Consider the following 15,813-nt stretch of genomic DNA (forward strand, 5'->3'; position numbering starts at 1 on the left):
AGAAGAAGCAGGGGAAGATTCTTTGCATAACGAGGGAAAGGCAGTATGCACGAATTGTCGATCTGCGAAAGCATTGTCACCAACTTGAAGTCACAGGCTGAGGCTCATCAGTTTTCACGGGTGCTGACACTCCGTTTGGATATTGGACAGTTTGCTGGTGTCGAGTTGGAAGCCCTACGTTTCTGCTTTCCTGTTGTCGCAATGGGAACCTTGGCAGAAGAGGCCAAACTGGAAATTAACCTGATCCCGGGTCGTGGTTGGTGCGAAAAATGCCAGAGTGCAACGGAGATGGAAGCGCGCTATTCACCTTGCCTGAATTGTGGAAATCATGGGCTGACATTATCAGCCGGTGATGAGATGCGAATAGCCGAAGTGGAGGTCGAGTAATGTGTACGATCTGTGGTTGCAGTGGCAGCAAAATTGAAAATCATCATGAACATAAACATGAGCACAAGGGGCAGCACCACCATTATGGAGAAGGTGACGCCGGTGCCCATGTTCCTGGCTTAAGTCAGTCCCGCCTGGTGAGCATCGAACAAAATATTCTGGCCCATAATGATCGCTATGCGGCAGAAAACCGGGAGCATTTCGCCTCAAATGGACAGCTGGTATTAAATCTGGTTTCCAGCCCCGGCTCCGGTAAAACGACGTTATTGGTGAATACCCTTGAGCTGTTGAAAAAAACCGTTTCCATTGCTGTGATTGAAGGCGACCAACAAACCACCAATGATGCAGAAAGGATCCGCGCAACCGGTGTACCGGCTATTCAGGTCAATACAGGGAAAGGGTGTCATTTGGATGCGCACATGGTAGGTCACGCAGTGAAGGATCTGGCGTTAGAAAAGCAGGGCACGTTGTTTATCGAAAACGTAGGTAATCTGGTTTGTCCGGCAGCGTTTGATCTCGGCGAGCACTGCAAGGTTGCCATCCTTTCGGTGACTGAAGGGGAAGATAAGCCACTGAAATACCCAGATATGTTTGCTGCAGCTGAACTGGTCATCTTAAATAAAATCGATCTGCTTCCGCATCTGGCATTTGATTTGACCGCTTGCCGGGAAAACATTCTCATGGTCAATCCACAGGCTACCATCATCGAACTTTCCGCCACGACAGGGGAAGGTGTACCGGCATGGCTGGATTGGCTTAACGCCCAGAAATCTTTGGTGCTGAAACGCCAGAAACGTAAGTTACTTGACCAAATCGAGGCGATTGAAAGCGTGCTCGCCGATGAATCGTCATCCTGAACCTCACATTGGCACGAAAAGAAGTGGTGGAGTGATGCAAATCTCGCGGTTACCCATAGTGCTGGTGGTTGATGATGAACCGATGTCATTACAGGCATTGCGGCGTGTGCTGGAAGAGGACTTTACGGTTCTGACTGCTGATAATGTTGCCGATGCGGAAAAAGTATTATCGGAAATTCCGGTTCAGGTTGTTGTCTCTGACCAGCGGATGCCGGGTATCAGTGGCACCGAATTCCTTACCAAAGTTCGTCAGCAGTGGCCGGATGTTATCCGCCTGATTATCTCTGCTTACACCGATCCTTCCGACCTGATTCAGGGCATCAATGATGCAGGTATCTACAATTTTATTCCCAAGCCCTGGCAACCCGAACACCTGCTCTTGACCCTGAAAAATGCGGTTCGTTTAAACGATCTGCAAAAGGAAAATGAACGGCTGAATGTTGAACTGAAGCTGACTGCGCCGCAATGGGACGGAAAACTCAAACAAAAGCGCGCAGAGCTCAAAAAGCGGCACCATTTCGACAACATTATCTGTGCCTCAAACAGCCCTATAAAAGCAATTTGTGAGCAAGTGGCGAGAATTGCCCCGTTTGATATTCCCGTACTGGTGACGGGTGAATCAGGCACAGGCAAGGAGCTGATCACCCGGGCTATTCACTATTCAAGTTACCGGGCAGACGAACCCTTTGTCACTGAAAACTGTGGTGCAATGCCCGTGCAGTTGCTCGAAAGTGAGCTGTTTGGTCACACACGGGGCGCATTTACCGGCGCGACGACAGAACGCATTGGGCTGCTTGAACAGGCCGATGGCGGTACGGTATTTCTTGACGAAATTGGCGATACCTCGCTGGAATTTCAGGTCAAACTACTCCGGTTTTTACAGGAAGGGGAAATGCGTCCCCTAGGCAGCAACCGGAGCCGTAAGGTTAATGTCCGCATTATCTCCGCGACCAACCGGAATCTGGCAAACGAAGTTCGGGAAGGCCGCTTCCGGGAAGATCTTTTTTATCGTCTTGCGGCGGTGCCCCTGCATATTCCGCCGCTAAGAGACAGGCGCATGGACATTCCGGTCATCGCAAAAGCCATTCTACAAAACCATGTGGTGGCTTATGACAAACCCGTCGATGGATTTACCCAGGAAGCATTAGCCTGTATGTCGGCCTACCACTGGCCGGGCAATGTCAGGGAGCTGGAAAACGAAGTCAGACGGATGTTGGTGATGACGGATTCAGCAACGTTGGGTGCGGACTTGCTATCACCTAACGTCCTGAAAGGGGTGTGTGGAGAAATACCAGAACAAAGCCTGATGGCGTCGGAGGAAGGCAGTTTGAAAGATCGTGTTGAACTACTTGAAGCACAGATCCTTAAAGAAACCCTTATCCGGCATAAATGGAATAAGAGTAAAGCGGCGCTTGAGCTCGGGCTTTCACGTGTTGGGCTGCGGGCCAAACTGGAACGCTATGGGCTCGATCAAGACAGGCTTAGCTTTCAGTAGGGAGAGAATACATGTGCCTCGGAATTCCCGGACAGATCATTGGCGTCGAAGACGACACCAATTGTATTGCCACCGTTGAAATATCCGGCGTCCGTCGTCCTGTGAATATTGCCTGTGTGCTGAATGGTCAGACACCCAAGGCATGTGTGGGCGAATGGGTACTGGTTCATGTGGGGTTTGCCATGAGTCGTATCGACAGTGAAGAAGCAGAAAAAACACTCGCGCTTCTGGCTGAAATTGGTGAATTGCAGGAAGAGCTGGAAGCCATAGAACATGCTTCTTATCACGCACACAGGGAGGATGGCAGCCATGAAATACGTTGATGAGTTCCGTAACCCATACGTGGTTGAGAGTGTCCTTCAGGCGATCAATGTCAAGCTGGATATCATCGAAAAGAGACGCGCTAAAGGACAATCGATGCGCCCGCTTCAGTTGATGGAGTTTTGTGGCGGGCATACCCATACATTGTTCCGATACGGCATCGAGAGCCTGCTTTCAGATCGCATTGAGATGGTGCACGGGCCGGGATGTCCTGTTTGTGTTTTGCCCATGGGACGTGTGGACGACTGCATAGAAATTGCGGTTAACCCGAAAGTGATTTTCACGACCTTTGGCGATGCGATGCGTGTGCCGGGACAAAAAGGTAGTCTGCTAGACGCAAAAGCCCGGGGAAGCGATATCCGTATGGTGTATTCGCCATTGGATGCATTAGCACTTGCCAGAAAGCATCCTGATAAGGAAGTGGTTTTTTTCGCCCTAGGGTTTGAAACCACCATGCCCAGTACCGCACTGACGGTGTTGCAGGCAGAAAAAGAAGGGCTGGATAACTTCTCCCTGTTTTGTAATCACATCACGACCGCGCCAACGATTGAAGCGATTTTGAACGAACCGGATTTGAAACTGGATGGGTTTCTCGCGCCGGGCCACGTCAGCATGGTGATTGGGCTGGAACCTTTCCAGTTTATTGCCCGCGACTATGCCAAACCCATTGTAATTACCGGGTTTGAGCCGCTCGATATTTTGCAATCTATCCTGATGCTGGTCACCCAAATCGCTGAAGGGCGAAGTGATGTGGAAAACCAATACCGACGGGTGGTTGATAAGCAGGGCAACGACCCGGGACTGGCCGCCATTCACAATGTGTATGACACCTATCCGGTCACTGAACTGCGGGGATTTGGCGAAATCGGCGGCGCCGGTGTCAGGCTTCGTCCGGAATATGCTTCCTGGGATGCAGAGAAAAAGTTCAAGATTTCTCATCATCACACCCAAGAGCCGAAGGCCTGTCAGTGTGGTGACGTACTTAAAGGCCTGATCAAACCCTGGCAATGCAACATGTACGGCAAATCTTGTACGCCGCACGCACCGATGGGCGCGTTAATGGTGTCTTCTGAAGGCGCATGTGCGGCATATTATAACCACGGTTTTCGCGTGCCAGATAAAGGTCAGGGCCGTATCGCCGTGATAGATAACACATCCGCCGTTTGAGAAAGGAAAGTGGTTATGTCCTTACCGCGCCACGTTGATATAGATGGAAATATTGAACGCATTACGCTGGCACACGGCAGTGGCGGGATTGCGATGCGTGAACTGGTTGAGAAAGAAATTGTGGCGGTGTTTGACAATCCGCATCTCGCTCCGTTGGAAGATCAGGCCCGTCTGGGGCTGGCAGATATAACGAAGCTGGGTGACCGACTGGCGATGACCACAGATTCCTTTGTCGTCGATCCGCTGGAGTTTCCGGGGGGAGATATCGGTACGCTTGCGGTTAATGGCACGGTAAATGATCTCGCCATGGGTGGGGCAACGCCACTTTACCTGACGTGCGGACTGATTCTGGAAGAAGGGCTGCCGCTGGAAGTGCTGCGGCGTATTCTCGCCAGTATGAAGCAAGCCGCTGATAAGGCCGGTGTTGCCATTGTTTCCGGTGACACCAAAGTGGTTCATAAAGGGGCGGCGGACAAGCTATTTATTAACACGTCGGGTATCGGCGTTGTGCCACCGAAGATCGATGTTGGGGCAAATCATGCCCAGCCCGGCGATGTGGTGATCGTTAACGGATGGGTAGGCGATCACGGTGCCACCATCATGGCATCACGCGGCGATTTGTCGCTCGATACCCAGATCCAGTCAGACTGCCGGACTCTGTATCCGGAAGTGAAAGCCTTGCTTGATGTAGCGCCGGTTCACTGTCTGCGAGATGCCACGCGGGGAGGCATTGCCACGGTACTGAACGAATTTGCAGAAAGCAGCAATGTGAGGATCGTATTGGATCATGATGCTATTCCAGTCCGGAAGGAAGTGCGCGGTGTATGCGAACTGTTGGGGCTGGATCCGCTTTATCTGGCGAATGAGGGCAAGTTTGTTGCCATCGTCCCTGCGGAATGTGCTGACAGCGCAATTCAGGCTTTGAGAAGGTTCCCCGGTGCGGAAACAACCGCTGTGATTGGCCGGATAGAAACCACAGGTGACCAAAGACAAGGTGCCGGAGTGTCGATGAAAACGGCATTTGGCAGTGAGCGAATGATAGACATGCTGACCGGGGATCAACTGCCACGCATTTGCTGAGGGAAGGCAATTAAAGGTAATTAATCGACATTGGCTGCCGAAAGGCGCAAAGAAAACAGGAAGGAAAACATGAAACGTAATGGATATCTACTTGCAACTGTTCTGGCGTCAGCCGCGCCGTTTACCGCTGTTGCGCACACCGGCCATGAGGTCAATGGATTTTTGGCTGGGATAAGCCACCCAATTACCGGGGCAGACCATGCAATTGCACTGATTGCCATCGGGATCTGGGCTTTCATGCTGAAAAACATCGGTGTGAAGAACGCAGGCTCCCTGATCCCATCTGTCTTTTTGGCGACAATGGCCTTCGGTGCCGCACTGACTTTCTTTGGTGTCAATGTACCGCTGGTGGAAACAGGTATAGCACTTTCGGTGCTATTGCTCGGATTTTTGCTGGTGGTAGGACGCTCTCTTCCCCTGATCGCGACGTTACCCCTGACGGCACTGTTTGCCTTGGCACATGGCGCAGCGCACGGTGCAGAGATGCCATATGCCGTGAGCACTATTGGCTATTTCTCTGGCTTTTTGATCTCTTCCGCCGCGCTTATTTTTGTGGGGGTAACGTTGGCCAAAACAGCAGAGCGTTTTCAGTCCACCCGTTTTGTCATGCCCATCTCTGGGGGGCTCATTGTGTTTAGCGGCGTGTACCAATTGATTATGTCATAGGGTTGTATGACGGGATATCGAATCCGGATCCGCGGTGTCGTCCAGGGCGTAGGTTTCAGGCCGACGGTCTGGCGTGTGGCCCGCGGTTTGTCATTGAAAGGATTTGTCCTCAATGATGGCGAAGGCGTTATCGTCGCGCTTTGGTGCAATTATGAACTCGCTTCGCGGTTTGTAGAAGTGTTAAAGCATGAGCAACCTCCTCTGGCGTCGATATCGTCGGTACACCTGCAATTCGCAGCCTTGGGGGCGCCGCCCGATGACTTCTTTATCGCGGAAAGTGATGATACGGCGCAAATCAACGCCGGTATTCCGGTTGATGCCGCGATGTGTGCGGAATGTGCTGAAGAAACCCTAAATCCTGCCAGCCGGCGCTATCGCTATCCCTTCACAAACTGCACCCACTGTGGCCCCAGACTGACGATCATTAAGGCGTTACCCTACGACAGACCCAAAACCAGCATGGCGGCATTTCCGCTTTGTCCGCAATGTGAGCGCGAATACCAAAACCCTGCCGATCGCCGTTTCCACGCCCAGCCTGTTGCCTGTCCAGCTTGCGGACCGACGGTGTGGCTATGTGACGCGGAGGGACAGGAAATATCCCCCTCGAAAATAGGTGCCATTGATGCAATCCAGGCCGCCGTACACTACATCCGGCAAGGGAAAATCCTTGCTGTAAAAGGGCTGGGCGGCTTTCACCTTGTTTGCGACGCGACGAACCAGGACGTTGTCGACACCCTGAGAAGGCGTAAACAGCGTCCCGATAAACCTTTCGCAGTGATGATGAAAGACGCGGAGCAGGTGGGTCTCTATTGCCAGCCGTCACCCGCCGCGTTGGAAATGCTCCAAAGTGTCAGCAGTCCGGTTGTGATAATGCCAACACGAAATGTGACAGCGTCACTTAATACGGAAGGTTGTGGCGTCATTGCAACGGCTGTTGCCCCAAACTTGGGGGAATTGGGCATCATGCTGCCTGCTACGCCCATGCATCTTTTACTGTGTCACGATGTAGCGCTTCCGCTGGTGATGACGTCGGCCAATCTGAGTGGAAATCCGCAATGCACGGACAACCGGGAAGCACTTGAAGACTTAAAGGGGATTGCCGATATCTGGGTTCTCCACAACCGGGATATTGTTACCCGGGCGGATGATTCTGTGTTCCGGCAAACCGATCAGGGTCTGCAAATACTGAGGAGAGCAAGGGGGATCGCCCCCAGTCCCATTGAACTTCCACCAGGCTTTGAAGGGACGTCCAGCATTCTGGCGATGGGCGGGGAGGTCAAAAACGCATTCTGTCTGTTAACCAGCCATGGCGCGATAGTAAGCCAGTACATTGGCGATCTGGAACGTGTCCGGGTATGGGAAGATTTCCAGCGCATGCTGTCTCACTACCAAGCCCTTTACCGCTTTACCCCTGACCGGGTAGCCATCGACAGCCACCCTGAATACCTGGCATCAAAATTCGCGAAATCGGTTTACGACGACCAGATCATCACTGAAATCCAACACCACCATGCACACGTTGCCGCTTGCATGGGCGATAATCAGCTACCGATTGATCATGAAAACGTGCTCGGCGTGGTGTTTGACGGACTTGGATACGGTGAAAATGGCACGCTGTGGGGCGGCGAGTTCCTTCTAGCCGATTATCACACTTTTAAACGTATAGGCCATCTGGAAACCGTGGCGCTCCCCGGTGCATCCAAAGCCATTGTCCAACCGTGGCGAAACCTTATTGTGTGGCTTCAACATTCAGGCATCGACGCGACAGATAAACGGGCGGTGTTTGAGGCGCTTGGCATTAAGCCAAACGTCGCCAGTACTATTTTATCAATGATTCAGACTGGTCTTAATTCTCCAAATTCGTCTTCTGTAGGCAGGCTGTTTGATGCCGTTTCGGCACTGCTGTCTGTTTGTATCCATGAGCAAAGTTACGAAGGGCAGGCGGCGATTGAGCTTGAGACGCTGGCAGCGACTGGGGCATCTGATGTCACCGACATTTATCCGTTCACTATTCGCGACGGGTTGCCGGCACGGTTGGATCCTGCGCCGATGTGGCAGGCAATAGTACGTGATGTGCTGAGTTTTCAGGAGCCTGGCTTTATTGCCTACAAATTTCATGTCAGCCTTGCCAAGGCGATTGGCGATATGGTGGCACATCTCTGCCAGCATTTTCACGTGTCGTCAGGTTTGCCAAAGATTGTGCTGAGCGGCGGGGTTTTCCAGAACCGTTTATTACTGAAAATGACCGTTAAAATCCTTAACCAGCAAGGATTTAACGTATTGAACCATCAACAGGTTCCCGCCAATGATGGCGGGCTGGCGTTCGGGCAGGCCTTGATTGCTGCCGCAGCTTCTTTGTCTGGGAACAAACAGTCGTTGAAGCATCATTAACCCGGTTTTGCAGGAAAGCAGTCATGGCAAAAGAAAAAATGACATTACTCTGGTTTCAGACTGGGACTTGCGGTGGCGATACCATGGCACTGCTCAGTGCTGATCGGCCTTCTTTTTCCGACCTGCTGAATGACTATCCTCTTGAGCTGCTCTGGCAACCCTCGTTGTCATTGGAAAGTCCCCATGACCTGCATGATCTGATGCGCAACATCATTGATGGCAAGCAACGGCTCGACATCCTCTGCATTGAAGGAAGTATCGTGATGGCGCCAAACGGCACCGGCATGTTCGATGTGTTCCGCAAGACCGCTAAAAAAGAATGGGTACAACAGCTGGCAGAAAAAGCGCGCTATGTTGTTGCCATGGGGACGTGCGCTGCATTTGGCGGTGTGCATGCCGCGCCGCCCAATCCGTCTGACTGCGTTGGCTTGCAAATGGATAAGGATCAGTCTGGCGGTTTGTTCGATCCGGCGTGGCGAAGCGGGGCAGGTTATCCGGTGATCAATGTGGCAGGGTGCCCGGTTCACCCCAATACCATGACCAAAACGCTGGCGATGATCGCCAGTGGCATCATTTTGCAATTGGATGAACTTAACCGTCCCAAAGAGTTTTTCAGCTCGCTAGTCCATCAGGGCTGTACCCGCAACGAATACCATGAATATGACGTTGAAGAATCCGAATTCGGGACCAATGGCTGCATGTTCTTTAACCTCGGCTGTAAAGGTCCCTATACACAAGCCACCTGTAACACTGATCTTTGGAACGGCAGGAGCAGTAAAACCCGCGCAGGCGTTCCTTGCTTTGGATGCACCTCACCGGGATTTCCAGAAGACGAAGGATTGTTCCGCACCGAAAAACTCGGCCCAATCCCACAGAAACTTCCTGTTGGCGTCGAGCGTGCCAATTACATTGCCTATAAAAACCTGGCAAAAGCGGCTGCACCTGTACGGGTGAAAAAACGGAAGATGGAGCCCTGATGGTGAAAAAAACGCTGAATATCGATCTTAACCGCGTTGAAGGCGATCTGGAATTTGAGCTGGATGTGGAAGACGGTGTGGTGGTGGATGCCCGTTGTATTGGCGTGATGTACCGGGGGTTCGAACAAATCATGATAGGGCGTACCCCCCGTGATGCTGCTGTCATCACTCCCCGGGTATGCGGCATTTGTGGCACCGCACATTTGTATGCCGCCACGCTGGCACTTGAGCAGGTTTGGGGGATTGCGCCTCCACCGAATGCGACCCGTATCCGTAACCTTTGCCTGCTGACCGAAAGCATCCAGAACGATATTCGCCAGAGTTTCCTGATGTTTCTGGTCGACTTTTGCCACACCGCGTACCAAAACCATCCTCTGTATAACGATATCATCGACGCATTTGCGCCTTTCAAAGGGAAATATCATCTGGATGCACTGGCACAAAGCCGGGATGCTGTTGGGATTGTCGCCCTGTTTGGCGGGCAATGGCCACACTCGTCTTATATGTTACCCGGTGGCGTGGTGGGAAAACCCAGTATTCGCAAGATCATTGAAAGCCGGGACATCATCGCCAAACTGGCCCGCTGGTATGAAAATGCCGTGATTGGCGACTCGCTGGACAACTGGCTCTCGCTCAGCCATGCAGACGCCTTTTTTGACGGGTGGGAAAACAATGGTCAGAAAGCGAACAGTGCGCTGGGACTGTTTACCCGATTTTCACGCTCGATAGGGTTACATCAGATTGGCTTTGGTGCCGGCGATATGCTGAGTTATGGCGGCGTTGGCTATGCCAAACATCATGTTATGCCGGGCGTTTATCATAGTGAACGTGGTGAGGTTACACCGCTTGACCAATCCCTGATTGAAGAACATGTCCGTTATTCCTGGTTTCGCCAATACCCGGGCGGCCGACATCCACACAAAGGGGAAACCATTCCCGATTACCAACACGAATCAGACCGTTACACCTGGGCAAAAGCGCCACGGTATGGCGGTAAAGTGATGCAAACCGGGCCCATGGCAGAGCTCATCATCAGCGGCGATCCTTTAGTGTCTGCGTTGCACCGTAAGGAAGGGCCTTCAACCTGGTTAAGGCAATTCTCGCGCCTTCGACGCATCGGTTTTAGCCTGCAACAAATGAAAGATACCGTTGACGCGCTGGCCGATAATCTCGGCGGCGAGTTCTTCTTGCCCCCCCGTCCTGAAAATGAAATCGATGGCAAAGGCGTTGGCATGGTTCAAGCCGCAAGGGGAGGACTCGGTCATTGGGTAAACATCAAGGATGGGGTGGTTGACCGATACCAAATCATCACACCAACAGCATGGAATGCCTCACCCAAGGATGAAAATGGCACACATGGCCACTGGGAGCAGAGCGTGATCGGTCTGTCTGTTGATGATTTGGATAACCCTTTAATGGTGGGTCATGTTATCCGCTCACACGATCCTTGTTTAGTTTGTACCGTTCATATGCTGCCAACCGGCAAAAAGCTGAGGTTTGGGGGGTGATTGTATGGAAACGCTCAGGATCCTCTGTTTCGGCAATACACTTCACAGTGACGATGGCATTGGTTCGGCCATTGCGTTGCGATTGCAAGGCGAAACTTTGCCAACAGGTGTCGAAATTTATGATGTCGGTATTTCTGGCTTGAATGCACTGTCACTTTTCGAAGGTTGTACCGCTGTTTTGATTGTGGATGCGGCGGACATGGGATTATCGCCAGGCAGTGTCCGTTTTGTGTCTCCCAGAGATATCAGCGTGGATGAAAACGCTGACCATATGGGTGGCGTAGGGTATTTATTGCAAGCTGTTAACGCTGTGACCAAACCTTCCCCTGATATCGTGGTGTTGGCGGTTCAGCCTGCGGTATATCAACGCTTTTCACCGCAAGTCTCGCCACACATTGATGCTTCGCTGGATAAGATTGTCACCACCATAACGGCATATGCCCGGCGCCACACATTAGTAAAGCCAGAACGCCAAAGGTACCCAACATGACAGTACCTTCACGAAAACCCAGACGAGGAAGTGACACCACTGAGCAGGAAAACGCTCAGCTTCGCAAGGAGATTGATGCACTTTATGCCGCAGCAGAAGCCAGAGAACAGCAGCTATTGGCGGCAACCCATGCAATGGACGACATCCTGCTTGAGGTGGAATCCCAACGGAACGCGCTGAAGAAAAAGAACAAGCAACTGCTTGAACTCAATGCATATATCCGCAGCATCAACGATGCCATGAACAGCATATTGGTCGTGGTGGGGGTGGACGGACAAGTCTCCCAAACCAACCGTGTTTTCACGGAAGATCTACACTGGACAGAAGATGAATTACCGCAAATCCATATAGACTCCCTGTTTCCCAAAGACATCCTTTCAGGTATTCGAGAAAAAAACGGTGCGTCGTCAGGCTCGCTTGTGGTGTCGTATATCACTCACCGGGGGCACCTGGAATGTGAAATGCCGCTGCACCGGAGCAATGGCGCGCTGACAGAAGCGGTGTACCTGGTGAAGGGAGAGCAGTTCTACAGTCACCAGGGAAAATTACAGGGGATATTGCTGACTGCAACCGATATCTCTGAACTTCGTCAACGCGAGGTCGCCCTCAGGCAAAGTGAAATTGCCTTGCAAAAAGCCAAAGCAGAGGCCGATGCAGCAAATCAGGCTAAAGGGGACTTCCTCGCCACTATGAGCCACGAAATTCGCACGCCACTGAACGCGATTATTGGTTTTACCAAACTATGTCTGCACTCGGAACTGACACTGAAACAGCGCGACTATCTTAATAAGGTTGATGTCGCCTCCCATTCGTTATCACACCTGATCAACGATGTTCTCGATCTCTCAAAAATTGAAGCCGGTAAACTGGAAATGGAGCGCGTACCATTTAATCTCAATCAAGTGTTGAGTAATGTCCGGCATGTAATGTGGTTTGATGTCGCCAAACGGGGCCTGACATTTTCAATGGGAGTGGAACCGTCCGTGCCGGCCAATGTAATCGGGGATCCGCTTCGTTTACAACAGGTGTTGGTCAATTTGGTGGGGAATGCGATTAAGTTTACTGACAAAGGGGAAGTGTCAGTGACTGTCAGTAGGAAAAAATCCCGTGCCCGAAAAAGTGTCACGTTGATTTTTCGCGTATGTGACACCGGGATTGGCATGACAGACGACCAGCTCAGCCAGCTGTTCAGCAAATACCATCAGGCTGAACCTTCGACCTCCCGCCGCTTTGGTGGTACCGGGCTGGGTCTGACTATCAGCCAGAAACTGGTGAACCTGATGAAAGGGCGCATTCATATTAACAGCGCGTTGGGTCAGGGGACTGAATGCGAGTTTTCGGCTGAATTTGGCGTGATTGATGAGTCAGCCCTGACCCATTCGGTGGTTGGAACCAGTGAGGAATTAAGCCTGTCACAGGTCAGTGAGCTGGAGGGAAAACAGGTTCTGGTGGTAGATGATAATACCATCAACCGGGAGATGATCCGCGAGCTTCTCTCTTCCCTCGGTATGGTGATCAGTCAGGTCAGCTCGGGGGAAGAGGCAATAGAAGCGGTTAAACAACAGGCGTTCTCCCTGATTTTGATGGATTTACGTATGGCAGGCATGGATGGTATCGAAGCGACAAAAGCGCTGCGGAAATTGCCTAACGGTAGCCATGTTCCGGTTATCGCGCTATCTGCCAATACTTCTGCCAGCATGGCGGAAACCTGTACTCAGGCAGGGATGAATGATTATCTTCCCAAACCTATTGATTTTCGGCGCCTAATTCAGATCATCGCCAATCATCTCGCTGCAAGCCAGCAAGAGGGGGCTGGTTTGGTCGCAGAAGCGCCAGTCTTTCATCCGGAAACGGCATTGGTAAGGTTAGGATCAAACAAAAAGGTTTATCTCAGAATGCTTGAGAAGTTCCTCTCCGAGTGTGAACTTCGGTTAAATGAGCTGGAACGTGTCTACCAGACACAGGATAAACCGGCACAAAAACATGTCTTCCATGAGTTAAAAGGGATCACAGCTGCTTTGGGGGCAGAAAAGCTTTGCGAGATCTGTGAGCAACTTGAGTGGGCGTGCAGGGACAAAAAAGCCCTCGATAGCCGCACCTATCAGCACCTATTGGATGAGTTCAACCAACTTATTAATGTGCTGGAAAGCTACATGTCACAGGAACAAAATCAAGGGAACGGCCAATGACATCATTGCGGAATACTGATGATAAAGCGCCCGTCATTGCTGTGGTGGATGATTCGGTCACGTTATGTGAAATGCTTTGCGAGCTGCTAAATGATGAAGGCTATCAAACGCAGGCATATTTTTCCGGTGCAGAAGCACTTGAAGGGATCAAAGCAAACGTACCAGATTTAGTGTTGCTTGATATTGATATGCCTGACATAGATGGATTTGAGGTTTGTGCCCGGCTTAAAGAAAATCAATCTCTGGTAGATATACCAGTGCTTTTTATCAGTAGTTACAATAAGTTGGATGACAAGCTTAAAGCGTTTGATTATGGCGCTCTGGATTATGTTACCAAGCCCATTCACTTTGCTGAAGTCAAAGCCCGGATCAAAACACATCTTTCTCTGCGTCATTACCAGCAAGCATTGGAGGCACGAAACGACGAGCTGGCAGAAACCTTAAACCAGTTAAAAGCCGCTCAACAACAGCTGGTTCAGGCCGACAAACTGGCGTCTCTTGGACAGTTAACCGCAGGGGTAGCCCATGAAATTAACAACCCCATCAGTTTCATTGTCGGTAATGGGCATTCCCTGATAAAGCGTGCGGAAAGACTCAGGCAATATCTGGAGATGGTTCACGCAGACCCACAACCGGAAATTGCCACGCTTCGGGAAACGCTGCGCATTGACGATATTACCCAGGATTTGGAGCCCATGGTCAGCGATATACTGGAAGCAGCAGGGCGTGTGAGCGGTATTGTTGAAGACTTGAACCATTCTTGCGTTTTACAGGCAGAAAAGTCGGAGGTGGTATTAAATGATGTGGTGGCACTTGCGACTAAATGGGTTTCTGCAAACAAAGCATTAGAGCAAGTGATTCAATTGACGCCGAGCCAAAACATTGTGGTTATCGGGCACAAAGGCCAGTTAGTTCAGGTTGTTGTAAACCTGCTTAACAACGCATTTGATGCGTGTAAACACCACAAATATCCAAAGATCACAGTTGAATCCGGCATTGACGCGCCCAAAGCCTGGTTAAGTATCACTGACAACGGAAAAGGAATTAACGCTGCTGATATTGGTAAGATATTCGACCCATTTTTTACCACCAAAGATGTCGGCAAGGGTACTGGACTCGGTCTTGCTATCAGCTATCGGTTAGTGATGGAGCACCATGGCGACTTGTTGGCAGAAAATATGCCACAAGGTGGCGCGCGGTTTACGCTTAAGCTTCCACTTGGAATCGGGTCAAGATGATGACAAAGATAAATCCCGTTAGAAGCGGCCGGCAACCACTCAAGCTTGCTTCTTATTAGATAATTCACCAACGCTAGAAGAACTCAGTTGGAACAATATGATCCAACTGAGTCTCTTAGAGAATTGGTAATTATCTATTTTATGGTAAATAGATAATTACGTTCAATACGACGAAGTCTATGAAGAAAGCGGGTTGTGGGTTAGTAACAAGCCTACGGGGTCAGATATTTATTGCGTAGCGCATGATGCTATTTAACATAATATACATAATGCGCAGTTTGATTGTGGCCCCAAAGCAATAAGCTCAAAATGTGAACCCACAATTATTTAAGGTTTTTTCACCACCAGTTCAGTGTATCCAGTGTCTGCATCAGGTTTTCTGCTGAATGTGTATCCATCAAAGCGCAACAAGCAGACTTCTGCCGTGTGACTGACAATACAGCCTTCCATCATATGCCCTCCGAGTATCTGCCCTTTATTGTCGGCAACAGAAAGGTGCAGGTGCACATGTTCAGGGGTTAATGTTCCAGTGACAGAGATAATTTCAAATGCTTCGGATTTTTGCAGTGTGGACGTTCCATCCGCAAGGCGGATTGTCAGGCTAGATAGACACCCTACCAGCGATACAACGCAACCGGCCTGAATATGATGTTCTTTAACGGCATGCATGATGGATTGTTTGAGGTCTGCTCCTCGGGAAAGGCGAAAAACAATAGGTTCAATAGTAGGCATGGTGGCTGCTGGAATAATGGTTACTTAAACGATTTATAAGGGAAAACATTTCGAATACGTTGCTGCACTTTGTGGTCAATCCCCTTCGACAGCACAAGTTTGGCGGGTGTAAAGCGGTTACGGTAAACCTTGATAGTGCCATTGACGGGCGTACGCTTGTTGATTTCCTCGCAGTCGTGAAGGAAACCGTGTGGGATCTTGCCTTTCTTTTTCAAAAGCCGTCCATCCTTGAACTTGATCAGGAGAATAGGACGGTCAATAAATAGATAAGCAAATAAGGCAATAAAGCTGCCCGCGAGAAAATATTCCATTGAC

The 15,813-nt window shown here is 50.6% G+C and carries 15 protein-coding genes; 13 read left to right on the plus strand and 2 right to left on the minus strand.

Annotated elements, in window-relative coordinates:
• Positions 1 to 45 precede the first annotated feature (45 nt).
• The 13 genes from hypA to VHA_RS14070 all read left to right on the plus strand — a co-directional run bounded on the left by hypA (position 46) and on the right by VHA_RS14070 (position 14,766).
• Positions 46 to 387 carry a hydrogenase maturation nickel metallochaperone HypA gene (gene hypA / locus VHA_RS14010; RefSeq protein ID WP_005505394.1) on the plus strand — a complete coding sequence of 114 codons (342 nt, stop codon included), beginning with the start codon at positions 46 to 48 and terminating at the stop codon, positions 385 to 387.
• Positions 387 to 1,244, plus strand: a complete 858-nt coding sequence (gene hypB, locus VHA_RS14015) for a hydrogenase nickel incorporation protein HypB (protein ID WP_005505401.1) — start codon at positions 387 to 389, stop codon at positions 1,242 to 1,244. The genes hypA and hypB overlap by 1 nt, the downstream gene beginning before the upstream one ends.
• Before the next feature lie 34 nt (positions 1,245 to 1,278).
• Entirely contained in the window at positions 1,279 to 2,739 is a 1,461-nt protein-coding gene (locus VHA_RS14020; RefSeq protein WP_040529035.1) for a sigma-54-dependent transcriptional regulator, read from the plus strand.
• Between the two features lie 11 nt (positions 2,740 to 2,750).
• Positions 2,751 to 3,062, plus strand: a complete 312-nt coding sequence (locus VHA_RS14025) for a HypC/HybG/HupF family hydrogenase formation chaperone (RefSeq protein ID WP_005505409.1) — start codon at positions 2,751 to 2,753, stop codon at positions 3,060 to 3,062.
• Positions 3,049 to 4,227 (plus strand): hydrogenase formation protein HypD, encoded by a 1,179-nt coding sequence (gene hypD / locus VHA_RS14030; protein ID WP_005505410.1) that lies wholly within the window; start codon positions 3,049 to 3,051, stop codon positions 4,225 to 4,227. The genes VHA_RS14025 and hypD overlap by 14 nt, the downstream gene beginning before the upstream one ends.
• A gap of 15 nt (positions 4,228 to 4,242) precedes the next feature.
• Positions 4,243 to 5,307: a hydrogenase expression/formation protein HypE gene (hypE, locus tag VHA_RS14035; RefSeq protein WP_005505411.1), complete on the plus strand. Its 1,065-nt coding sequence runs from the start codon at positions 4,243 to 4,245 to the stop codon at positions 5,305 to 5,307.
• Between the two features lie 69 nt (positions 5,308 to 5,376).
• The gene (locus VHA_RS14040) at positions 5,377 to 5,973 is read left to right on the plus strand and encodes a HupE/UreJ family protein (protein WP_005505412.1); all 597 of its coding nucleotides are present in this window, start codon (positions 5,377 to 5,379) and stop codon (positions 5,971 to 5,973) included.
• A gap of 6 nt (positions 5,974 to 5,979) precedes the next feature.
• Positions 5,980 to 8,364: a carbamoyltransferase HypF gene (gene hypF, locus VHA_RS14045; RefSeq protein WP_005505413.1), complete on the plus strand. Its 2,385-nt coding sequence runs from the start codon at positions 5,980 to 5,982 to the stop codon at positions 8,362 to 8,364.
• A 23-nt stretch (positions 8,365 to 8,387) separates the two neighbouring features.
• Positions 8,388 to 9,341, plus strand: a complete 954-nt coding sequence (locus VHA_RS14050; protein ID WP_005505414.1) for an NADH-quinone oxidoreductase subunit B family protein — start codon at positions 8,388 to 8,390, stop codon at positions 9,339 to 9,341.
• Positions 9,341 to 10,849 carry a nickel-dependent hydrogenase large subunit gene (locus VHA_RS14055; RefSeq protein WP_005505415.1) on the plus strand — a complete coding sequence of 503 codons (1,509 nt, stop codon included), beginning with the start codon at positions 9,341 to 9,343 and terminating at the stop codon, positions 10,847 to 10,849. The genes VHA_RS14050 and VHA_RS14055 overlap by 1 nt, the downstream gene beginning before the upstream one ends.
• A 4-nt stretch (positions 10,850 to 10,853) precedes the next feature.
• Positions 10,854 to 11,339 (plus strand): hydrogenase maturation protease, encoded by a 486-nt coding sequence (locus VHA_RS18470; protein WP_005505416.1) that lies wholly within the window; start codon positions 10,854 to 10,856, stop codon positions 11,337 to 11,339.
• A complete protein-coding gene (locus VHA_RS18475) occupies positions 11,336 to 13,528 on the plus strand; it encodes a response regulator (RefSeq protein ID WP_005505417.1) in 2,193 nt (730 codons plus the stop codon). The genes VHA_RS18470 and VHA_RS18475 overlap by 4 nt, the downstream gene beginning before the upstream one ends.
• On the plus strand, positions 13,525 to 14,766 hold the full coding sequence (locus VHA_RS14070) for a sensor histidine kinase (protein WP_005505418.1): 1,242 nt from the start codon (positions 13,525 to 13,527) through the stop codon (positions 14,764 to 14,766). The genes VHA_RS18475 and VHA_RS14070 overlap by 4 nt, the downstream gene beginning before the upstream one ends.
• A 327-nt stretch (positions 14,767 to 15,093) precedes the next feature.
• Here the strand turns inward: VHA_RS14070 and VHA_RS14075 are convergent, their stop codons facing one another.
• Positions 15,094 to 15,498, minus strand: a complete 405-nt coding sequence (locus tag VHA_RS14075) for a PPC domain-containing DNA-binding protein (protein ID WP_040529037.1) — start codon at positions 15,496 to 15,498, stop codon at positions 15,094 to 15,096.
• A gap of 20 nt (positions 15,499 to 15,518) precedes the next feature.
• Positions 15,519 to 15,809: a DUF3634 family protein gene (locus tag VHA_RS14080; RefSeq protein ID WP_005505420.1), complete on the minus strand. Its 291-nt coding sequence runs from the start codon at positions 15,807 to 15,809 to the stop codon at positions 15,519 to 15,521.
• Positions 15,810 to 15,813: the final 4 nt, after the last annotated feature.

The organism is Grimontia hollisae CIP 101886 (genome assembly GCF_000176515.1).
In the GTDB taxonomy this organism is placed as follows: domain Bacteria; phylum Pseudomonadota; class Gammaproteobacteria; order Enterobacterales; family Vibrionaceae; genus Enterovibrio; species Enterovibrio hollisae.